Here is a 21,671-nt window from a genome sequence, read left to right as displayed (position 1 = left end):
CATGCGTACTTTAACCCGACGACACTTTCTGACGGCTGGCGCGACGCTGGCCGCCTTGCCACTGCTCCCTGTCGCCCATGCAAGGGCGGCGGGGCAATCAGCAACGGCTGATATTCGCGACTTCTATCGCGACGGCGACTGGATCCGTGCCTTTAACGAGGCTTTCAGCAAGGTGGATACGGTCTCCGTTCCCGCTGATGTGACCTGCGACAACATCAACACCGCTATCACGCTACCGCCGGGTAAAACGCTGGCGGTTGCTGGCGCGCTAAAAGGTAACGGCCGCGGCCGATTTATCCTGCAACAGGGCTGTAAGATTAGCGGCAGCGGAGAGGCGAGCCTCTATAACATCACCCTTGACGTGCGCGGCGGCGACTGCACCATCGAGGGGCTGACCATGAGCGGCTACGGCCCGGTGGCGCAGATATTCATCGGCGGCAAAGATAAGCGGCAGATGAAAAACCTCAATATTACCCGCCTTACCGTCACCAAAGCGAACTACGGCATCCTCCGTCAGGGATTCCATAATCAGTGGCAGGACGTCAAGATCACCCACTGTCATTTCAGCTACCTGCAGGGCGACGCCATCGAGTGGAACGTCGCGATAAACGACAGCAATATCCTCATTTCCGATCACGTCATCGACCATATTGACTGCACTAACGGCAAGGTGAACTGGGGAATTGGCATTGGGCTGGCAGGCAGCACCTACGATAACGGCTACCCGGAAGACCAGGCGGTGAAGCACTTTGTGGTGGCCAACATCACCGGCAGCAACTGCCGCCAATTGGTGCATGTTGAGAACGGAAAGCATTTTATTATTCGCAACGTCAAGGCCTGTAATATCACCCCGGCATTCAGTAAGACGGCGGGAATAGATAATGCCACCGTGGCGATCTACGGATGTGATAATTTCGTTATTGATGGTGTTGAGATGGTTAATAGTGCGGGAATGCTAATTGGCTATGGTGTTATCAAAGGTAACTATTTGTCTATACCGCAAAATTTTCGACTGAATAATGTGCGGATCAATAATGAGAATTCGAACTATAAACTGAGGGGAATACAGATATCATCCGGCAATGCCCAGTCGTTTGTCTCCATCACTAACCTGGATTTACGGTACGCTTCGCTGGCGCTCCACAACAAACCTAAGCATATTTTTATGCGTAATATCAATGTGATGCAGGTGGCGTCGCGTGAACCCGCGCTATTGCTAAACTTTGACTTGCGTAAGGATGTTCGTGGGAAATTCATGGCGAAGCAGGATACGCTGCTGTCGCTGGCGAACGTCCATGCGGTCGATGAGAGGGGGCGGGCTTCGGTGGATATTGACCGGGTTGATCAGCATGTTGTCAATTCTGAACGGCTCAATTTCGCTCTCCCACGCCGATAACAGGTGCTCTCAACTCCATTCTCAGATTATATCCAAAGATTTCGATTAATCCAAAAGCGTACTATCACAAATTAGGGTGGATTAAACATGTTTAATCGCTATAATTCATCAACCGAATACAGGTGGACAAGATAATGGTTAATTTAAAAGCAGTCATTCCGGTAGCGGGTTTGGGCATGAATATGCTTCCTGCCACTAAGGCAATTCCCAAAGAGATGCTGCCGATCGTCGACAAGCCAATGATTCAATATATTGTTGATGAGATTGTGGCTGCGGGGATCAAAGAAATCGTGCTGGTGACCCATGCCTCGAAAAACTCGGTGGAGAACCACTTTGACACCTCATACGAACTGGAAGCGCTGCTGGAACAACGTGTAAAACGTCAACTGCTGGCCGAAGTTCAGTCTATCTGTCCTCCTGGTGTTACCATCATGAACGTTCGCCAGGCTCAGCCGCTGGGCCTGGGACACTCTATCCTCTGCGCACATCCGATCGTTGGCGATAACCCATTTGTGGTTGTGCTGCCGGACATCGTGTTGGACAACGCAAGCGCAGACCCACTTCGCTATAACCTTGCGGCAATGGTTGCACGTTTCAATGAAACAGGGCGTAGCCAGGTGCTGGCAAAACGCATGCCGGGCGATCTGTCTGAATACTCGGTGATCAAAACCAAAGAGCCGCTGGATGTAGAAGGTAAGGTAAGCCGCATCGTCGACTTTATCGAAAAACCGGATCAGCCACAGACGCTGGAATCTGACCTGATGGCCGTTGGCCGCTATGTGCTTTCTGCTGATATCTGGGTGGAACTGGCTAAGACCGTGCCGGGAGCCTGGGGGCGTATTCAACTGACGGATGCTATTGCTGACTTGGCGAAGAAACAGTCTGTTGATGCGATGCTGATGACGGGTGAGAGCTACGACTGCGGGAAGAAGATGGGGTATATGCAGGCGTTTGTGCAGTATGGGCTGCGGAATTTGAAGGATGGGGCGCCGTTTCGAAAAAAGATTGAACAATTACTTGGTGTGTGAATATCTGTTTTAATTGTGTCCATATCATTGGTATAGAAGCAGCACTGAATACATCTCTTAATAAGGTTGTACGGCGTTAGCCTTTATTAGTGTTGTCAAATGAGCCGATTAAAGTAAGTAATGGGTTAAAATTTAGTATAAGGATTAAGCAAGTTTTGGCAGGACAATGAATATTGTTCTGCCTTATCGTTTATGTACAGTGCGTTGGTAGCTGTTGAGCCAAGGCGGTAGCATTGCTGCAAGGATATCATGATGAAAGATAATATTGTATATGTTTCAGGAACATTCGATCTTTTTCACAGTAACCATCTGAAAATGATTCGCTATGGGCGTGGGCTCGGAGGAACATTAATCGTTGGGGTGAGTACGGATGAATTAGTTTGTTCATACAAAAATCCACCTGCAATCCCATTCGAAGAGCGAATTTCTATTGTTGAGGCATTGAAATATCCTGATGTAGTAATCCCTCAGCATTCATTAGATCATCACGATTTGGTGAATAAAATCAATATGGACATCTTCGTTATAGGTGATGATTGGCTAGGAAAGTATGATTACTTAAAAGAGTTAGGGGTGAAAGTTTTTTATTTCCCGTATGGAAAAGGTGTTAGCTCTAGTAATTTGAAAAAGCAAATTCACAAAGAATATGAAAAGTTAATTAGAGCTAGTGATGATCATGAAATACCAGTGGTGAAAAAATGAGAATATTAATAACTGGAGGTGGTGGTGATTTATCTAAAATATTTTGCAAATTACTATCGCCTTTAGGTGATATAGATTGTCCCTCCAGGACTGAAATGGATGTTACAGACATTGATTCAGTAGGAAATTATATTGGTGAAACAAAATATGATGTTGTAATAAATAATGCAGGGGTGCTACATTCTGCAGTGTTGAAAGATTCAGAGCCCCTAAAGTGGATTAATGATATTAATGTAAATCTTATTGGTACGTACCTAGCAACAAGAAAAGTAGCGGAGAATAATATATCAGTTAAAATCATAAATATATCATCAACTGCTGCATTTAATGCTTATAAAGATTGGTCCTCATATTGTTGTTCAAAAGCTGGAGTCGTGACGTTCACCAAATGCTTAGCCTCTGATGGCTATAATGCCTATTGTTTATGCCCAGGTGCAATTGATACTAAATTTAGAAAGCAATTCAATATCACTAATCCAAATATAATGGATGCTGAAACAGTTGGTAATGTTCTTTTGGATGTTGTCAATGGGAAATATAAAGCTGGTGATATTTTATTTTTTAGAAAGAATGAGTTTATTATTAACCCTGTTTTTTCATAGATTGAGAACCAGATATGTCAAAATTTGAAGAAAGAAAAAAACTGACTTCAAATATGTTTTTTTTATTGTTTGTTCAATTCTCTAATTATCTTGCTCCTGTACTGGTTCTTCCTTACTTAACTCGGGTGTTATCTATCGATAGCTTTGGACTTGTTGCGGTTAGTTTATCAATAATATCTATATCTATGATCGTTACAGATTATGGATTTGGTTTGTCTGCAACATACTGGCTTTCAATTAATCGGGGGAAAATTAAGCGAGTCAATTACTATATAGGTTCCATAGTTTGCATAAAAACAGTATTGGTGATATTAGTCATTTTAGCATTATATATATATATAATGTTTTTTGATAATCATTTTGCGGAAAAAATAAAATATTTTTCTATTATTTCTGGTGTCATTTTTTTTCAAGCATATCAAATGACGTGGTTTTATCAGGGTATAGAAAAAATGAAAAATATCAGTATTATTACTTTAACATCTAAAATAGTATATATTATATCGGTATTTTTATTAGTTAGGGATAGAGGGGATGTAATTATAGTTCTTATATGTTTGCTTATTAGTTGCATTTTCTCATCAATATTGAACATCACTTTAATCTATAAAGAAGGATATAAGATAATCACACCTAGTTTTAAATATTGTCTTAGGAGATTCAAAGAGAGTACTGCATTTTTTATATCTAGAGTAGCAGTCGGTGTTTACACTAATGCGAATGTTTTTATTATAGGGAATTTTGGAGGTCTGCAACAAGCTGCATTATACTCATGTGCTGAGAAACTATATCAAGCTGGACAAGGGGTTTGCCAGCCCGTCAGCCAGGCGCTTTATCCATTCCTGGCTAGAAATAAAGATTATAGACAGTTATTTAAATTTGTTATTTATTTAACAATTCCATTGATAACAGGCGTAAGTATTTGTATATATTTTTCAACTAATATTATAACAGTTTTTTATGGGAGAGGATTTTCTAGTGCGGATTCTATCCTTAATATTTTTTTGATTTCAATAGTATTCAACTTTATAAGCGTTAATTTTGGCTATCCATTGTTCAGTACATTGAATAAGATAAAAATTGTTAATCTTACAGTATATATAGCAGGTTGCTTGCAGCTATTATGTTTAGCTATCTTATATTCTAAAAATGAGATTAATAGCCTTAATATAGCAATCAGTGTGATGTGCATTGAATTCATCGTATTAATGCTGCGCTTATGTATGTTCTTATATTTTAAAAGGAATGCATCTAAATGATTATTAAAGGATTGAAACGGATATTACATTTTTGTCTATATGGCATATCTTTTTTTATTCCGAGAAATAAAAAACTATGGGTATTTGGTAGTTTTTCTGGCTATACAGATAATAGTCGATACTTTTATGAGTATATATCAAAGAATAAAAAAGAAATTAAAGCTATTTGGATTGCAATAACACCATCTCTAGCATATGATCTGAGAAGGAATGGTATTCCTGCATATTACAGATGGACGCTAAAAGGTATTTATTTTACATTAAGAGCTCGCGTATATATATACACAGGATATTCATCTGATATAAATTTCTTTACATCTGGCGGTGCTATTTTGATAAATCTTTGGCATGGAATACCGCTAAAAAAAATCGAATTCGATATAAATACAAAACCGCTAGTTGATAAGATAAAAGATGCTACTCTGTTAACAAAATTTATAAATCCACAGCATCATAAAAGTCCCGATCTTTTGTTATCACCATCAAGGTTTGTCAGTCAGTATTCTTTTATACGTGCATTTCGATTAAAAAATGAATCTAACATATTAGAAGGATGTTATCCTAGGGTTATTAACTTGCTTGAACGATCTCGCGAGAAGAATGAAGGAAATCGGAAATACGTTTTTTTTTACGTTCCAACATGGCGTGATTCTGGAGGGGATTTTCTAGCTAAATCTAATATTGATTTTTTGAAATTAAATGATTTTTTGGCATTAAATAATGCTGAGCTAAAAATAAAATTACATCCTGCAACTAACATCAATATTAATATCGATGATTACTCTAACCTATCATTAATATCTAAATCAATTGATATAAATGAAACCTTAGCTTTAGCTGATTGCCTTATAACCGATTATTCTTCCGTTTATTTTGATTATTTGTATTTAGATCGGCCAATAATTTTTTATACTTTCGATGCTGATGATTATCTACAGGAGAGAGAAATGTATTTTAATTTCGGTGAACATATGCCTGGTCAGATAGTTAATACATTTTCTGATTTATTAAATGAAATGAAGGACACAATTAGTTGTGATAAACATAAAGATAATCGTAATGCAGTTTTCGATATCTTTGGGAATAAAGAACATCAAAGCTATAAATTTCTTTATAAAAATATAATTGACAAACTTAAGGATAAGTATGACTACTAGTCAGATATATATAATTTCATTGCAAACTGATCTCGAAAGACGAAAAAATATTATTGAAAGACTTAATAAAATATCATGCCCTTACGAATTTATAGATGCAATAGATGGGCGTCAATTATCAACTAAAGAATATTATAGTAAGGCGAAAAATCCTCACTATTGGTTCAATCGGAGGCACATCATAAGCCCCGCTGAGTTAGGGTGTCGTTTATCTCATAAGAAAGCAATTAAGAGTTTCTTAGACTGTACTGATTCATTTTGGCTTGTTGTCTTGGAAGATGATGTTAGTTTTAAAAATAGCTTTAAAACGGTAATAAATAATCTTGATTCTTCTACTAATATTAGCGAACCGCTAGTAATTCACTTAGGTGGGCAGGAAGGTATTCATTGTCGAAATAGAGTATTATCATTCAGTTCATTTAAAATCAACAAACAAAAATATCGAAAGATATTTTTGCCAACTGCTCGGTGGTTATATAGAACATGTGGTTATATTTTGAATAGACCAGCTGCTGAACTTCTATATAACTTACATTTGACTGATTCATTCTTAGCAGATGATTGGGTGTATATTTTGAAAAAAACAAAAATAACAAATTTAGGGTTTTATGACTGCATTGAACATCCTTTAGATCTTTCCAATTCGACAATAGAAAATGAAAGAATATGATATCTATAATTATCCCTTATTATAACAAATCAGCAACAATAGCCAAAACTTTGCAAAGTATTAAACGTGCAATATCAAAATGTAAGCCATTATATCCTTGCCAACTTGTTGAAATTATCATAGTTAATGATGGTTCTGTAGCAGAGCAACGAAAAATATTAGAAGACTCAATAGATCTTGTTAAGTTGAAGTGTTGTCGAATTGTTGATCAGGAAAATAAAGGTGTTTCGTCAGCAAGAAACAGAGGTGTTGCTGAATCGAAATTCAATTATATTTATTTTTTGGATGCGGATGATACTCTCTTAGAGACATTCTTTGAGGATTGTATTGATAAAGTTAATGGCATGAATTGCTCTCTTTTCTTTGATCTTAAAATACTTCGTAAAAAAATTAGTCATAATCTGATAGGGAGGGTTTTCCTAGACGAAAAAATATTTTTTAAATTAATAGTGTCTAGATGTTTACATCTATCTAATATAGTTTTCTTCAAAGGTGAACTGTTACCTTTCAATGAAAAAGTGAGCGTTGGTGAGGATCTTCTTTATATTTACGAAAATATTATTAACCGCGATGTTTATTTTTGTAAAGGAGCAGTGGCCACTTATAGATATGATGGGAAATTCCATTTCAAGGGTGTTAATGGGCTTGAGTTCATTTTGTCATCAGTACAGGATGCAGAACTAAAAAATCAGGTGGTTAAAAGCATAAACGAAAGGAATTATCTCAGTAATAAGTTATTTGATTCACGAGTGAAATATAACAAAATGAATTTATCTCTTAAAATTAAATTAATTGGTTTTTTTCAGAGTAAAATACTATATTCATTCATCCAGAAAATAAGGTTTTTATCGTGAAAGTAGGTAAAATTCTCATTTTATCAATCTTTATTCTTCAACCATGGTTTTTGAAAGGCTTAATCAGGCCCGAATTATTACTGTGTTTATTTTTTGTTCTTTATTCTGTATGTTTGAAAAAAATTGCGATTCCATTAAATGAATTACTTATTATTCTTTTTTCCTTTATAATATTGTTAATACCACCTTTAATACACGATACTGGAGAACTAGATTTAGTTAAAAAGTTCATTTCCTTATTGGTTGTGATTATAGGCTCATACTATATTGTAGCTGCATTAAAAATATCCAAACAAGACTTAATGAGTGCGATTAAGTTTTGTGTGTGTTTTTCTCTGATTTTTTATCTTGCAAGTACTCAGGTAGAGTTATTAAGAAATATTGCACTTTCTTTTAAAGGTGAAACCTATGGTATAGAAGATAAACTCGAAGTATATAGATTATGGTTCCCTACATCAGCACATACATTCCACTTAGGCCTGTTTTTCTTCCTAACAACCTCTTTATTACTAGTTGAAAAAGAAAGCTTTATATATATATTGATGAGTTTGGCTTGTGCATCAATATCTGCTCGTTCAGCAATGCTAATGTCAATATGTATATGTTTGATTTTTGTTCTAATAAAAGATAGAAAATATTTGTTTATGGTCATTATTGCTATTCCTGTATTCTATTATGCAATGACTATTCTAGCTAATGAGTATGTTTCAGTTAAATATGCTTTAGAGCCATTGGAGCAATTAATACATTCGGGCACGCTACAATCAAAGTCATCCGATGAACTTTTGCAAAAACATTTATATATACCTGCAGTTAACTCAATTTTATTTGGGGATGGTATGTATTCAAATCCAGATGGAAGTTTTTATGGCCACAGTGATTCAGGCATAATTAGACCAATTCTTTATGGTGGCATTATATTTCAAATCGGATACCTTGTTTTTATTTATCGGTTTTTAAGCACGTTGAAACAATTTCATTTCCTGGGCGCCGTTGTAATCATCTCCTTCTTTATCGCTAATGTAAAAGCGGAAATAATAACTGCAACTCCTTATTTCACTCTTTTGGTTCTACTTTTCTACACTACCAAAAATACTAATTCATCTGTTAGAGTTTGATAATAATGCATAAAGTTGAAATTCTTAATAATAGTATTGCAGTTATTATGAGTGTCTACAAAAATGACGATGTTGAGTATTTGAAACTGGCTTGCGATAGCATACTTTCTCAAACAGTCTCCTGTGACTTATATATATATAGAGATGGTCTTGTTAAATCTGAGTTACAATCTATATTAGATGAATATGCATGTCTTAGCAATGTTACGCTTGTTGAAAATGATGTAAATAGAGGTTTGGCTTATGGTCTGAATCAACTTATTGAAATGTGTGTTAAAAAGGATTATTCGTTTGTTGCTAGAATGGATAGCGATGATATTTCTTTTTTGAATCGTTTGTCCTTACAAGTAAACTATTTTAGTTCACATCCTGATGTAGATGTTTGTGGCGGATTTTGTGAGGAGTTTGGTGCATCATATTCTCTGAAAGAGAAAAGGCTTCCGCTGGATCATAACACGTTAAAACAATTTTCAATATCACGTTGCCCATTTATTCATCCTTCAGTAATGTTCAGAATGTGTGTTTTAAAATCAGGTGTCAGATATCCGACTAATACTTATTATTGTGAGGATCTAGCTCTATGGTTTGATTTGTTGAAGAAAGGATTTAAATTAGGGAATGTTAATAAGGTTTTACTTTCGTATAGGATGACGGAAGATACTCTTCAAAGGAGAAGGGGAATCAAAAAGGCATATAGTGAATTTACACTAAGACTTTATTATATGTTCTCTTTGAAAGAAGTTACAATCAAAAATTTTTTTTTGATTATTTCAAGATTTTTTTTCCATCTAACACCTATCCGTCTGATGAAGCTTGCATATAAAATCATGAGATGAATTTTTATCTACACATTTTTATTTTATTTTTTTTCAATATAATGATTTCTCTTTTACGGAAGTTAAAAATCATCTATTGTAAGATTAAGATAAATGGTACGTTTTCCCATCGTACCCCAAACAGGAGCAAATAATGTCCAAGCAACAGATCGGCGTAGTCGGTATGGCCGTCATGGGCCGCAACCTCGCGCTCAACATTGAAAGCCGTGGTTATACCGTCTCCATTTTCAACCGTTCCCGTGAAAAGACCGAAGAAGTTGTTGCCGAGAACCCGGGCAAGAAGCTGGTCCCTCACTACACGGTTAAGGAGTTCGTTGAGTCTCTGGAAACCCCGCGCCGTATCCTGTTAATGGTGAAAGCGGGCGCTGGAACCGATGCGGCTATCGATTCCCTGAAGCCGTACCTCGATAAAGGCGACATCATCATTGATGGTGGCAACACCTTCTTCCAGGACACGATTCGCCGTAACCGTGAACTGTCGGCTGAAGGCTTCAACTTTATCGGTACCGGTGTGTCCGGTGGCGAAGAGGGTGCGTTGAAGGGCCCATCCATCATGCCTGGCGGCCAGAAAGAAGCGTATGAACTGGTTGCGCCAATCCTGACTAAGATTGCCGCGGTTGCGGAAGATGGCGAACCGTGCGTGACCTATATCGGCGCAGACGGTGCAGGTCACTACGTGAAGATGGTTCACAACGGCATCGAATACGGCGATATGCAGCTGATTGCTGAAGCCTACTCTCTGCTGAAAGGCGGCCTGAATCTGTCTAACGAAGAGCTGGCAACCACCTTCACCGAGTGGAACGAAGGCGAGCTGAGCAGCTATCTGATCGACATCACCAAAGATATCTTCACCAAGAAAGACGAAGAAGGTAAATACCTGGTCGATGTGATTCTCGACGAAGCAGCGAACAAAGGTACCGGTAAATGGACCAGCCAGAGCTCTCTGGATCTGGGCGAGCCGCTGTCGCTGATCACCGAGTCCGTGTTTGCACGCTACATCTCCTCCCTGAAAGACCAGCGCGTGGCGGCATCTAAAGTGCTGTCCGGCCCGCAGGCTAAACTGGCAGGCGATAAAGCAGAGTTCGTTGAGAAAGTGCGTCGTGCACTGTACCTGGGGAAAATCGTCTCCTACGCGCAGGGCTTCTCTCAGCTGCGTGCTGCGTCTGACGAGTACAACTGGGATCTGAACTACGGTGAGATCGCCAAGATCTTCCGCGCGGGCTGCATCATTCGTGCACAGTTCCTGCAGAAAATCACTGACGCTTATGCTGAAAATAAAGGCATTGCTAACCTGCTGCTGGCACCGTACTTCAAAAATATCGCGGATGAATACCAGCAGGCGCTGCGTGACGTTGTGGCCTACGCGGTTCAGAACGGTATTCCGGTTCCAACCTTCTCTGCAGCCGTTGCGTACTACGACAGCTACCGTTCAGCGGTGCTGCCAGCGAACCTGATTCAGGCTCAGCGTGACTACTTCGGTGCGCATACCTATAAACGCACCGATAAAGAAGGTGTGTTCCACACCGAATGGCTGGATTAATCTGAATTAGTTCATTGCCAAATGCAGGCCCGGAGCGCTCCTCCGGGCTTTTTTATTGTCTAAAAATGGGATTCAGTCAGGTCTGATAGTCGGCGTTGCACTAAATCACGATATACTGACGACATGTTGACCCGATACACCAGCTAACAGGCGACGTGTTCACCCTTACATGTTTAACCAGAAGAAGTTACACAACGAATGAAGATAACTATCTCAGGAACAGGCTACGTAGGTTTATCTAACGGCATTCTGATTGCCCAGCATCACGAAGTGGTGGCGCTGGATATCGTGCAGGCTAAAGTCGATATGCTGAATCAGAAGAAATCGCCAATTGTCGATAAAGAGATTGAAGAGTTCCTGGCAACGAAATCGCTGAATTTTCGCGCGACGACCGATAAGCATGACGCTTACCGTGATGCCGACTTCGTGATTATCGCCACCCCGACCGACTACGACCCGAAAACCAACTACTTCAACACCTCAAGCGTCGAATCGGTTATCCGCGACGTTACGGAAATTAACCCGAAGGCGGTGATGATTATTAAATCAACCATTCCGGTTGGTTTTACCAACGCTATCAAAGCGCGGCTGGGTATCGATAATATCTTCTTCTCGCCGGAGTTCCTGCGCGAAGGGCGCGCGCTGTACGACAACCTGCACCCGTCTCGTATCGTGATTGGTGAGCGTTCTGAACGCGCCGAGCGTTTTGCCGCGCTGCTGCAGGAAGGGGCCATCAAGCAAGATATCCCAACGCTGTTTACCGACTCGACCGAAGCTGAAGCGATTAAACTGTTTGCCAATACCTATCTGGCGCTGCGCGTGGCCTACTTTAATGAGCTGGACAGCTATGCAGAGAGCCTGGGGCTGAATTCCCGTCAGATTATCGAAGGTGTATGTCTGGACCCACGTATCGGCAATCACTATAACAACCCGTCGTTTGGCTATGGCGGCTACTGCCTGCCGAAAGATACCAAACAGTTGCTAGCGAACTATGAGTCGGTACCGAACAACATTATCGGTGCCATCGTTGATGCGAACCGCACGCGTAAAGACTTTATTGCTGACTCTATTCTGGCGCGTAAGCCGAAGGTGGTGGGCGTCTACCGTCTGATCATGAAGTCCGGTTCTGATAACTTCCGTGCGTCCTCCGTTCAGGGGATCATGAAACGTATCAAGGCGAAGGGCATTCCGGTCATTATTTATGAGCCGGTGATGCAAGAGGACGAGTTCTTTAACTCCCGCGTGGTGCGCGATCTGGATGCGTTTAAACAGGAAGCCGATGTGATTATCTCTAACCGCATGGCGGAAGAGTTAGCGGATGTGGAAGAGAAGGTTTATACGCGCGATCTGTTTGGTAATGATTAAGCGAGAGTCTTAGCGCCCTTCCCGGCGGCGCTGCGCTTGGCCGGGCTACGTAAGAAAAAACCCTCGTCAGAGGGTTTTTTTATGGTGTATAGCGCCCGCGACACCAGTCCATGACGTTTTTCACGCCTTCCTTCACCGAAAAGGCCGTACAGGCGGGAGTTGGTATGCGACATCAATTCATTCGTTTTTTTGTGGCACGGTGCAAAGTGATACCAGGTAATTGACTGAATTGTCGGTCGAAAATGGCGTTTTGCCGTTTAGGTCATATACTGAAATGGAAGGGGCATACAGCAGATGCTGAAGCTTGCGAGGGCGGCAACCTTTCGGGATCTTCAGGTGGCCCTTCAGATTGGATGTTTGCATAGATATGCGGACTTTCAATCGAATAGCGCAAGTCAGTCAGGGCTGCGAGATGAATGGCGCGTTCAATATTTTTGTTCGTGAAGAGATTCGCCATGGTTGTTCGTTCAGTCAGGCCATTTTATGGAATCGGAATTGTAGGGACGGTAAGTGCTCGCAGACGTGAAAGTCAATAAACCTGAAGCACCTGTAACAAGATAGAGCATGATATTTCTCAATAAGCCCCGCAGAGAAAGGCAACCCAGCAGTTTTGCCACAGCGGAAAGGGGATCATACCCCCAAAGGGGAAAAGATAATCATAATCAGTCATCGCCGTTGTCATTGATTCAGATAAATCTGCCAAAATTAGGGGGGGTTTTGGTGGCAGTGACGAGTGAGCTTGGTAAAATAGGGTGCGTTAAATATTATAATTCCAATTGTGACTATAAGGTTTTTATGACTCAAGTAAGCAATGGTGGGTCGAGTGAGCAGCGTCAAGACCCCGAGCAGATCGATTTGATTGATTTACTAATAGAGCTTTGGAGAGGGAAAGCGACAATCATCGCCAGCGTGGTGATTGTTCTCATACTGGCAGTAGGCTATCTGTTGGTGGCTAAGGAGAAGTGGGTCTCTACCGCCATCCTGACAGAGCCGGACACGGCGCAAATTGCTGGGTATTACAATGCCTTAAAGGTGTTAAACCCTGACGTCACGGACTCTACCGCGATAAATGTTGTTGATGTGCAGCAAAGGGTGGGGGGGCGTTACAATGCCGCGTTATCAGCGCTGTCAAATACCTTAGATAATCAGGAAGAACCTGAAAAATTAACCATTGAACAGGTGGTTAAAGGCCGTGACTTCCCCATCCAGGTAAGCTACGTATCCACCAGCGCAAAAGAGGCGCAGCAAAAGTTAACTCACTATCTGGATCAGGTTGATAGAAACGTGGCGGCGGAACTGTCGACCGCTCTAAAAGGTAGCATTGAACAGCAGACGGCGTTGCTGGAAGCGTCTTTGAAAAACCAGACGTCAATAGCGGTAGAGCAGCGTGCAGAGCGGCTAAATCAAATTAAAGAAGCGCTAAAGTATGCTGAAGAGGCGAAGATCACCCAGCCACAGGCGCAGCAGGCGCAATTCGTGAGCCAGGACACCTTGTTCCTGCTCGGTAGTGATGGTTTGAAGGCGATGATTGAGAATGAGTCTACCCGGCCACTGGACTTCTCTGAAAAGTACTATGCGACCAAAAACAACCTCTTAGATATTCAACACTTGGATGTCGGGCCGGAGATGATCCAGACGGCACGCTATGTCATGAAACCAGACCTTCCTGCTCGCCGCGATAGTCCTAAGCGTGCGATCGTGCTGGTACTGGCGGTGCTGCTTGGCGGGATGATCGGGGCAGGTATTGTGCTCGGGCGTAAAGCGCTAGCGGATTACCGCTGCCGTAGCTAATCATCGGTAGTCGTAATAAAAAGGCCCATCGCACAATGTGCGGTGGGCCTTTTGCGTTACTGATGACGCTCGCGCAAGTTATCAATAACGGTGGTTAAATCCAGCTCCTGATCCTGCAGCAGAACCAGCAGGTGATACATCAGATCCGACGCTTCGTTTTTCAGCTCAAACTTATCATGCACCGTGGCGGCCAGCGCGGTTTCAACGCCTTCTTCCCCCACTTTCTGGGCAATGCGCTTGGTGCCGCTGGCGTACAGCTTGGCGGTGTAGGAACTTGCTGGGTCGGCGGTTTTACGCTCGGCCAGCAGTTGTTCAAGCTGATACAGGAACAACCATTTGTGGCTGGTCTCGCCAAAGCAGCTTGAGGTGCCTTTATGGCAGGTTGGGCCGATTGGGTTCACCAGAATCAGCAGTGTGTCGTTATCGCAATCGGGCGCGATGCTGACCACGTTCAGGAAGTGGCCGGAGGTTTCACCTTTGGTCCACAGACGCTGCTTAGTGCGCGAGAAAAAGGTGACTTTACCCGTTTCCTGCGTTTTGGCCAGCGCTTCCTGGTTCATGTATCCCAGCATTAATACTTCGCCGGATACCGCGTGTTGGATAACGGCGGGCATCAGTCCGTCGGTTTTTTCCCAGTCCAGTTGTTCAGTTAACATACCCGTATCTCCACGCCCTGTGCTGCCAGGTACGCTTTTAGTTCACCAATATTAATGATTTGCTTATGGAACACCGATGCTGCCAGCGCGCCGTCGACGTTTGCATCGCGGAAGGCTTCCAGGAAGTGTTCCATGGTGCCTGCGCCGCCGGAGGCGATCAACGGTACGTGGCAGATGTCGCGTACCTTCTTAAGCTGCGCCAGATCGTAGCCGTTACGCACGCCGTCCTGGTTCATCATGTTTAACACGATCTCACCTGCGCCGCGTTTTTGCACTTCCTGTACCCAGTCCAGGGTCTCCCATTGGGTGACGCGGGTGCGGCTTTCGTCGCCGGTATACTGATTGACGTGATATTTGCCGTTGTCGGCATCAAACCAGGTATCAATACCCACCACAATGCACTGCACGCCGAAGCGATCCGCCAGGCGAGTAATCAGCTCCGGGTCGGCCAGCGCCGGGGAGTTGATGGAAATTTTGTCCGCCCCGAAGGAGAGAATGCGCGCGGCATCGTCGATGGATTTGATGCCACCGGCAACGCAGAACGGAATATCAATCACTTCGGCAACGCGGGAAACCCAGCTTTTATCGACCACGCGGCCATCGCTTGAGGCGGTGATATCATAGAACACCAGCTCATCTGCGCCTTCGTCAGCGTAGCGTTTTGCCAGCGGCACGATATCGCCGATGATTTCGTGGTTGCGGAACTGCACGCCTTTAACGACCTGACCATCACGCACATCGAGACAAGGGATTATCCGTTTTGCCAGCATTGGATGGCCTCCGTTACGTTGAATTTTCCTTCCAACAGCGCGCGACCGACAATCACGCCGCGCACGCCGGTGCCGCGTAGGGCGGCGATATCATTGAGGTCGCCAATGCCGCCGGAAGACTGGAATGCCACCTGCGGGTAGCGGGCGCAGACTTCTTCATACAGCGAGACGTTAGAGCCGGCCAGCGTGCCGTCGCGGGATATATCGGTGCACAGCACGTGCTGCAGGCCAACCGGCAGATAGGTTTCAACCAGTGCTTCCAGCGTCACGCCGGAGTTTTCCTGCCAGCCGCTAACCGCCACCTGTTTAGTGCCGTTTTCATCAATACGCACGTCCAGTGCCAGCACCAGGTGCTCGGCGCCAAAACGTTTAAACCAGCCTTTGACCACATCCGGGGACTTCACCGCCGTTGATCCCACAACGACACGGGCGACACCCGCGTCGAGCAGGGCGGCGACATCTTCTTCAGTCCGCACGCCGCCGCCAACCTGTACCGGCACCTTCACCCCGGCAACCAGCGTTTTCAACAAAGGGATTTGCCGCTGGGCCGGGTCTTTCGCGCCGGTTAAATCGACCAGGTGCAGCACTTCCGCGCCCTGTGCCGCATAGTCCTGCAGACGCGGCAGCGGGTCGTTGCCGTAGTCGCGCTGCTGACCGTAATCGCCCTGATGGAGACGCACTACGGTGCCGTTAATCAAATCTAAAGCAGGAATGATCATTACATCTCCAGGAAGTTTTTCAGCAGCTGTGCACCCGCGCTACCCGAGCGCTCCGGGTGGAACTGCACGCCGTAAAAGTTATCTTTCTGCACGGCGGCAGTGAACGGCTCGCCATAGTTGCATTGGGCGATGGTGTACTCGTTGACCGGCATGGCGTAGCTGTGAACGAAGTAAAAGTACGCGCCGTCCTCAATGCCGCGGAACAGGCGGTCACCCGCTTTCGGGTAGACACGGTTCCAGCCCATGTGCGGCAGCGGCAGACCAAAGTCGGTCATCTTCGGCACGTCCTGGTCGATGATACCGAGCAGGTCAACACCGTTCGTCTCTTCACTGCGGCGGCCCAATAGCTGCATGCCAAGGCAGATCCCCAGTACTGGCTGAGTACAAGCCTTAATCAACTCGACCAGCTCGCGCTCGCGAATCTGGTCCATGGCGGCCTGCGCCGTGCCGACGCCTGGCAGAAAAAGCTTATCCGCGCGCAGCACCACCTCCGGGTCGCGGCTGACCACCGGCTCATAGCCGTGGCGGGCAATCGCTGACTTCACCGAATTGAGGTTCGCGCAGCCGGTATCCAGGACAACCACGTTCATCACAGCACTCCTTTTGAGGAGGGAAGGGTGTTGCCGTCTACGCGAATCGCCTGGCGCAGAGTACGGCCGAAAACTTTGAACAGGCTTTCTACGCGGTGGTGATCGTTTTTGCCCTTGGTTTTCAGGTGCAGCGTGATGCCCATCGCGTAGGAGAGCGAGCGGAAGAAGTGCTCGATCATCTCGGTGCTGAGGTCGCCTACGCGCTGGTAGGTGAACTCGGCTTTATATTCCAGGTGCGGGCGGCCGGAGATATCCAGCGCGCAGCGCGCCAGACATTCATCCATTGGCAGCACAAAGCCGAAGCGGTTGATGCCGCGCTTATCGCCAAGCGCCGCCTTCAGCGCTTCGCCGAGCGCCAGACCGGTATCTTCTACCGTGTGGTGATCGTCGATATACAGGTCGCCCTTCACGGTGATGTTCATGCGGAAACCGCCGTGGGTGGCAATCTGATCCAGCATGTGGTCGAAGAAGCCGACGCCGGTGTTGATTTTGCTGCCGCCTTCACGGTCGAGCCACACTTCCACGTCAATCTGCGTTTCGCGGGTGTTACGCTCGATGTGTGCGTAGCGGTCACGGCGGGTCAACTGCTCGCCGATCATCGCCCAGTTCAGCGTGTCGCGGTGATAGCGCAGGCCGGTAATGCCCATGTTAGTCGCTAGCTCAATGTCGGTAGCGCGGTCGCCAATCACGTAGCTGTTGGCGGTGTCCATCACTTCATTCGCCAGCCAGGCGGTGACCAGCTGAGTTTTCGGCTTGCGGCATTCGCAGTTGTCGGCCGGCAGGTGTGGGCAGATCAGCACATCGTCAAAAACCACGCCCTGAGAGGTGAAAATCTGCATCATCAGGTTGTGCGGGCCGTCGAAGTCTGCCTGCGGGAAGCTGTCGGTACCCAGTCCGTCCTGGTTGGTGATCATCACCAGCTTATAGCCCGCTTTTTGCAGCTGCAGCAGGACCGGAATAGCGTCGGGCTCGAAGGCCAACTTATCAAAACGGTCTACCTGATAGTCGCTTGGTGGTTCAGAAATCAGGGTGCCATCGCGATCGATAAAGAGAAACTTCTGGGTCATACGGTCTCCGCTTTCAAAGCGTCAATCACGCGCTGGCTCTCAGCACGCGTGCCGATAGTGATGCGCAAACAGCCGCTTAAAGAAGGTTGTTTATTCTGGTCTCGTAAGATAATGCCCTGATCCCACAAAGATTTAAATACGCTACTTGAGGCTTTGATACGAGCCAGTACGTAGTTGGTCTCGGAATCAAAAACCTGCTCAACGCAGTCGATGGTGCGCAGCGCCTCCACCAGGTACTCGCGCTCGCTTAAGATCTGCGCCACGCGTTCGCGCATCGAGGTAATCCCCTGCGCGCTAAGCGCCTGGGCGGCGATATCGGCAACCGGGGTCGACAGTGGATACGGAGCAATCACCTTCATTAATAAGGCAATCACTTCCTCATTGGCGAGCGTAAAGCCGCAGCGCAGGCCAGCCAGAGCAAACGCTTTGGAGAGGGTTCGCAGAATGACCAGGTGCGGGTACTCTGCCAGCCATCCTGTCAGCGTCGCCTGAGGGCAGAACTCAATATAGGCTTCATCGGCAACGACCAGCGCGTTATCGCGGGTCATCTCCAGCAGGGTGCGAAAATCCTGCGGGTTAATAATCTGCCCGGTCGGGTTGTTTGGGCTACAGACGTAGACCACTTTCACGTTGGTCAGGCTATCGGCAATCGCCGGTAGGTCGAGCTGCCAGTCGGCTTTGGCCGGTACGGTGCGGCATTCTACGCCGATGGTTTCAGCGCTGACGCTGTACATGCCGTAGGTCGGCGGGCAGAACAGTACCGCATCACGGCCTGGTTCACAGAAGGCGCGCACCAGCAGTTCAATACCTTCGTCCGCGCCGCGGCTGACCAGTACCTGCGTTGGTTTTACGCCTGCATAGGCGGCATAGTTTTCAATTACCGCTTTAGGCTGACATTCCGGGTAGCGGTTCAGTGTCTGCTGGCTCAGTTCGAAAGGCACCGCCGTCGGGTATTCATTGGCGTTCAGCCAGACGTCACCTTTGCCGCCAAGACGGCGGGCCGACTGATACGGGGTCAGGGCGCGAACGTTGTCGCGGGCTAACTGTTCAATGCTCATGCTTGCTCCTTCAGGGCGTTTACGCGCAGGGTGACGGCATTTTTGTGGGCGGTCAGCAGCTCGGCGGCGGCCAGCGTTTCAATCGTCGCGGCGAGAGCGCTAAAGCCTTCGCGGGACAGTTCCTGCACGGTCATCCGTTTCTGGAAATCGGCCAGCCCCAGGCTTGAGCAGGTTGAGGTGTAGCCGTAGGTCGGCAGCACGTGATTGGTGCCGGAGGCGTAGTCGCCAGCGGACTCAGGCGACCAGTCGCCGAGGAAGACCGAACCAGCGCTGGTGATGTCGTCAACCAATTCACGGGCGTTGCGGGTCTGAATAATCAGGTGTTCCGGGCCGTAGGCGTTAGAGATAGCCACGCACTGCGCCAGATCTTTTGCCACGATCAGGCGGCTGGCGGAAAGTGCCTGACGCGCGGTGTTGGCGCGGGACAGTTCGGCAAGTTGGCGTTCTACGGCTTCGGCGACGCCTTCGGCAATCTTCGCGTCCGGGGTGAGCAGGATAACCTGGGAATCCGGGCCGTGCTCCGCCTGAGACAGCAGATCAGAGGCGATAAAATCTGGTGTGGCGCCGCTGTCGGCAATCACCAGCACTTCAGACGGGCCAGCTGGCATATCAATCGCCGCGCCGTCGAGACGCTGGCTGACCTGGCGTTTCGCTTCGGTAACGTAGGCGTTGCCTGGCCCGAAGATTTTATCGACCTTCGGAATGGATTCGGTGCCCAGCGCCAGTGCGGCAATCGCCTGCGCGCCACCGACTTTATAGACGTTCTCTACGCCACAAAGCTGTGCGGCATACAGGATCTCATCGGCAATCGGCGGTGGTGAACAGAGCACCACTTTTTTGCAGCCAGCGATACGTGCCGGGGTGGCCAGCATTAACACGGTAGAGAACAGCGGCGCTGAGCCGCCTGGAATATAAAGGCCAACCGAGGCGATAGGGCGGGTAACCTGCTGGCAGCGCACGCCCGGCTGGGTTTCGATATCCACCGGCGGCAGAATCTGTGCCGTGTGGAAGGTATCGATATTGCGAACCGCCGCCTGCATTGCCTGCTTGAGCTTATCGCTCAGGCGGCCGCTGGCTTGTTGAATTTCTTCTGCGGTAACTTTCAGCGCGCCGACTTCGGTTTTATCAAACTTCGCACTGTATTCACGCAGCGCGCTGTCGCCGTTGGCTTTAACGTTTTCCAGAATCTCTGCCACCGTACGGGTGATGCTGTCGGAGGCGGAGATGGCCGGGCGCATCAGCAGCGCTTGCTGTTGTTCGGGGCTACAGCTATTCCAGTCAATCAGGGTATTGAAGCTCATGGCGATTACTCCATCATCTTCTCAATTGGCAGCACCAGAATAGAGCTGGCACCCAGGGCCTTCAGTTTTTCCATGGTTTCCCAGAACAGGGTTTCGCTGCTCACCATGTGCATGGCTACGCGTTGCTTATCGCCAGCCAGCGGCAGAATGGTTGGACGCTCAGCGCCAGGCAACAGGGCGATAACTTCATCCAGACGCTCGGTTGGCGCGTGCATCATGATGTATTTCGATTCGCGAGCCTGAATCACGCCTTGAATACGGGTTAACAGACGGTCGATCAGCTGCTGTTTGGCTTCGCTCATCTCGCCGTCGCGCTGAATCAGGCAGGCTTTAGAGCGGAACATCACTTCCACTTCACGCAGGCCGTTGGCTTCTAGCGTCGCGCCGGTAGAGACCAGGTCACAAATGGCGTCAGCGAGGCCAGCGCGCGGGGCGACTTCAACGGAACCGTTCAGCAGACAGGATTTAAAGCTGATGCCTTTCTGGTCGAGGTAACGCTTCAGCAGGTGTGGGTAAGAGGTGGCGATACGTTTGCCGTCGAGTGCGGCCGGGCCGTTCCACGCTTCGTCCGCCGGGGTGGCGAGAGACAGGCGGCAGCCGCCGAAATCCAGACGACGCAGGGTAAAGTAGCGCGGGTCTTCACCCTGGGCGCGGCGGCTCAGCAGCTCTTCTTCCAGCACGTTTTCACCGATAATGCCGAGGTCGACGACGCCGTCCATAATCAGGCCTGGGATATCGTCATCACGTACGCGCAGGATGTCGATCGGCATGTTCTCCGCCATCGCAATCAGGCGCTGGGTGTGGAGATTAATTTTGATGCCACAACGGGCCAGTAATTCGCGTGAATCATCGCTCAGGCGACCTGATTTCTGCATAGCTATGCGTAAACGGCTGTTATCTAACATTCTCTATTCCTCATTACCCTGCTGAATTTGGTTCAAAAAAAAAGCCCCCGGAAGATATCTTCCGGGGGCTCTCTTGCGTTCATGCACCACTGGAAGATCTGAATGTCTCCCAGCACACATCGCCTGAAAGACTAGTCAGGGTGATGGTGATGATGGTGGTGTTTAAATTGAACGCGGCTCATAAATTTCTCGTTGAATGACTATTCACTTGATGTCTTTTAACCTAAACCACTTTTGTCATTGAACGCAAGCGCTTTTTACATTCATTAAATCAATTCATGTAGCGA

22 protein-coding genes and 1 other annotated feature are annotated in these 21,671 nt (G+C 46.5%); of the genes, 13 read left to right on the top strand and 9 right to left on the bottom strand.

All coding sequences use genetic code 11. The features are described 5' to 3' along the window. The first annotated feature begins 1 nt into the window (after window position 1). From wcaM to wzzB, 13 genes are all read left to right on the top strand, one after another. Window positions 2-1,396, top strand: coding sequence for a colanic acid biosynthesis protein WcaM (gene wcaM, locus V6944_RS01940; RefSeq protein ID WP_333497676.1), 1,395 nt, complete (start codon window positions 2-4; stop codon window positions 1,394-1,396). Between the two features lie 134 nt (window positions 1,397-1,530). Beyond that, the gene (gene galF, locus V6944_RS01935) at window positions 1,531-2,424 is read left to right on the top strand and encodes a UTP--glucose-1-phosphate uridylyltransferase GalF (RefSeq protein WP_333497675.1); all 894 of its coding nucleotides are present in this window, start codon (window positions 1,531-1,533) and stop codon (window positions 2,422-2,424) included. 252 nt (window positions 2,425-2,676) lie between these two features. Next, the gene (locus V6944_RS01930; protein WP_333497674.1) at window positions 2,677-3,126 is read left to right on the top strand and encodes an adenylyltransferase/cytidyltransferase family protein; all 450 of its coding nucleotides are present in this window, start codon (window positions 2,677-2,679) and stop codon (window positions 3,124-3,126) included. Further along, window positions 3,123-3,728 (top strand): SDR family NAD(P)-dependent oxidoreductase, encoded by a 606-nt coding sequence (locus V6944_RS01925; protein ID WP_333497673.1) that lies wholly within the window; start codon window positions 3,123-3,125, stop codon window positions 3,726-3,728. Before V6944_RS01930 ends, V6944_RS01925 begins: the two co-directional genes overlap by 4 nt. 14 nt (window positions 3,729-3,742) lie before the next feature. Beyond that, the gene (locus V6944_RS01920) at window positions 3,743-4,987 is read left to right on the top strand and encodes an oligosaccharide flippase family protein (protein ID WP_333497672.1); all 1,245 of its coding nucleotides are present in this window, start codon (window positions 3,743-3,745) and stop codon (window positions 4,985-4,987) included. Further along, a complete protein-coding gene (locus V6944_RS01915) occupies window positions 4,984-6,144 on the top strand; it encodes a CDP-glycerol glycerophosphotransferase family protein (RefSeq protein ID WP_333497671.1) in 1,161 nt (386 codons plus the stop codon). Before V6944_RS01920 ends, V6944_RS01915 begins: the two co-directional genes overlap by 4 nt. Next, a complete protein-coding gene (locus V6944_RS01910) occupies window positions 6,134-6,814 on the top strand; it encodes a glycosyltransferase family 25 protein (RefSeq protein WP_333497670.1) in 681 nt (226 codons plus the stop codon). The genes V6944_RS01915 and V6944_RS01910 overlap by 11 nt, the downstream gene beginning before the upstream one ends. After that, complete coding sequence (locus tag V6944_RS01905) at window positions 6,811-7,668, top strand: glycosyltransferase family 2 protein (protein WP_333497669.1); 858 nt, start codon at window positions 6,811-6,813, stop codon at window positions 7,666-7,668. Before V6944_RS01910 ends, V6944_RS01905 begins: the two co-directional genes overlap by 4 nt. Then, complete coding sequence (locus V6944_RS01900) at window positions 7,665-8,786, top strand: hypothetical protein (RefSeq protein WP_333497668.1); 1,122 nt, start codon at window positions 7,665-7,667, stop codon at window positions 8,784-8,786. Before V6944_RS01905 ends, V6944_RS01900 begins: the two co-directional genes overlap by 4 nt. Window positions 8,787-8,791: 5 nt before the next feature. After that, window positions 8,792-9,622 carry a glycosyltransferase gene (locus V6944_RS01895; protein WP_333497667.1) on the top strand — a complete coding sequence of 277 codons (831 nt, stop codon included), beginning with the start codon at window positions 8,792-8,794 and terminating at the stop codon, window positions 9,620-9,622. 133 nt (window positions 9,623-9,755) lie between these two features. After that, complete coding sequence (gndA, locus tag V6944_RS01890) at window positions 9,756-11,162, top strand: NADP-dependent phosphogluconate dehydrogenase (RefSeq protein ID WP_035897610.1); 1,407 nt, start codon at window positions 9,756-9,758, stop codon at window positions 11,160-11,162. A gap of 198 nt (window positions 11,163-11,360) precedes the next feature. Then, window positions 11,361-12,527: a UDP-glucose 6-dehydrogenase gene (ugd, locus tag V6944_RS01885; protein ID WP_333497666.1), complete on the top strand. Its 1,167-nt coding sequence runs from the start codon at window positions 11,361-11,363 to the stop codon at window positions 12,525-12,527. A gap of 795 nt (window positions 12,528-13,322) precedes the next feature. Beyond that, entirely contained in the window at window positions 13,323-14,318 is a 996-nt protein-coding gene (gene wzzB, locus V6944_RS01880) for an LPS O-antigen chain length determinant protein WzzB (protein ID WP_333497665.1), read from the top strand. Window positions 14,319-14,374: 56 nt separating this feature from the next. Here wzzB and hisIE read toward each other — a convergent pair whose 3' ends face one another. From hisIE to hisL, 9 genes are all read right to left on the bottom strand, one after another. Then, window positions 14,375-14,974, bottom strand: coding sequence for a bifunctional phosphoribosyl-AMP cyclohydrolase/phosphoribosyl-ATP diphosphatase HisIE (hisIE, locus tag V6944_RS01875; protein ID WP_315406170.1), 600 nt, complete (start codon window positions 14,972-14,974; stop codon window positions 14,375-14,377). Next, a complete protein-coding gene (hisF, locus tag V6944_RS01870; RefSeq protein WP_333497664.1) occupies window positions 14,968-15,744 on the bottom strand; it encodes an imidazole glycerol phosphate synthase subunit HisF in 777 nt (258 codons plus the stop codon). The genes hisIE and hisF overlap by 7 nt, the downstream gene beginning before the upstream one ends. After that, on the bottom strand, window positions 15,726-16,463 hold the full coding sequence (hisA, locus tag V6944_RS01865; RefSeq protein WP_333497663.1) for a 1-(5-phosphoribosyl)-5-[(5-phosphoribosylamino)methylideneamino]imidazole-4-carboxamide isomerase: 738 nt from the start codon (window positions 16,461-16,463) through the stop codon (window positions 15,726-15,728). Before hisA ends, hisF begins: the two co-directional genes overlap by 19 nt. Beyond that, window positions 16,463-17,053, bottom strand: coding sequence for an imidazole glycerol phosphate synthase subunit HisH (gene hisH, locus V6944_RS01860; protein WP_333009768.1), 591 nt, complete (start codon window positions 17,051-17,053; stop codon window positions 16,463-16,465). Before hisH ends, hisA begins: the two co-directional genes overlap by 1 nt. Then, window positions 17,053-18,120 (bottom strand): bifunctional histidinol-phosphatase/imidazoleglycerol-phosphate dehydratase HisB, encoded by a 1,068-nt coding sequence (gene hisB / locus V6944_RS01855; protein WP_333497662.1) that lies wholly within the window; start codon window positions 18,118-18,120, stop codon window positions 17,053-17,055. Before hisB ends, hisH begins: the two co-directional genes overlap by 1 nt. Beyond that, a complete protein-coding gene (gene hisC, locus V6944_RS01850) occupies window positions 18,117-19,178 on the bottom strand; it encodes a histidinol-phosphate transaminase (protein WP_333497661.1) in 1,062 nt (353 codons plus the stop codon). The genes hisB and hisC overlap by 4 nt, the downstream gene beginning before the upstream one ends. Beyond that, window positions 19,175-20,479 carry a histidinol dehydrogenase gene (gene hisD, locus V6944_RS01845; protein WP_333497660.1) on the bottom strand — a complete coding sequence of 435 codons (1,305 nt, stop codon included), beginning with the start codon at window positions 20,477-20,479 and terminating at the stop codon, window positions 19,175-19,177. The genes hisC and hisD overlap by 4 nt, the downstream gene beginning before the upstream one ends. Window positions 20,480-20,484: 5 nt before the next feature. Further along, complete coding sequence (gene hisG, locus V6944_RS01840) at window positions 20,485-21,384, bottom strand: ATP phosphoribosyltransferase (RefSeq protein ID WP_035894861.1); 900 nt, start codon at window positions 21,382-21,384, stop codon at window positions 20,485-20,487. A 35-nt stretch (window positions 21,385-21,419) separates the two neighbouring features. After that, window positions 21,420-21,540 (bottom strand) — a sequence feature (His leader region). Next, window positions 21,516-21,566: a his operon leader peptide gene (hisL, locus tag V6944_RS01835; RefSeq protein ID WP_071594744.1), complete on the bottom strand. Its 51-nt coding sequence runs from the start codon at window positions 21,564-21,566 to the stop codon at window positions 21,516-21,518. (Overlaps the previous feature by 25 nt.) Window positions 21,567-21,671 lie beyond the last annotated feature (105 nt).

The sequence above is a fragment of the Kluyvera sp. CHPC 1.2972 genome (genome assembly GCF_036759925.1).
GTDB lineage: Bacteria > Pseudomonadota > Gammaproteobacteria > Enterobacterales > Enterobacteriaceae > Kluyvera.
The sequence above is the reverse complement of the archived record's forward strand: the minus strand, read 5'-3'. Positions and strand labels throughout refer to the sequence as shown.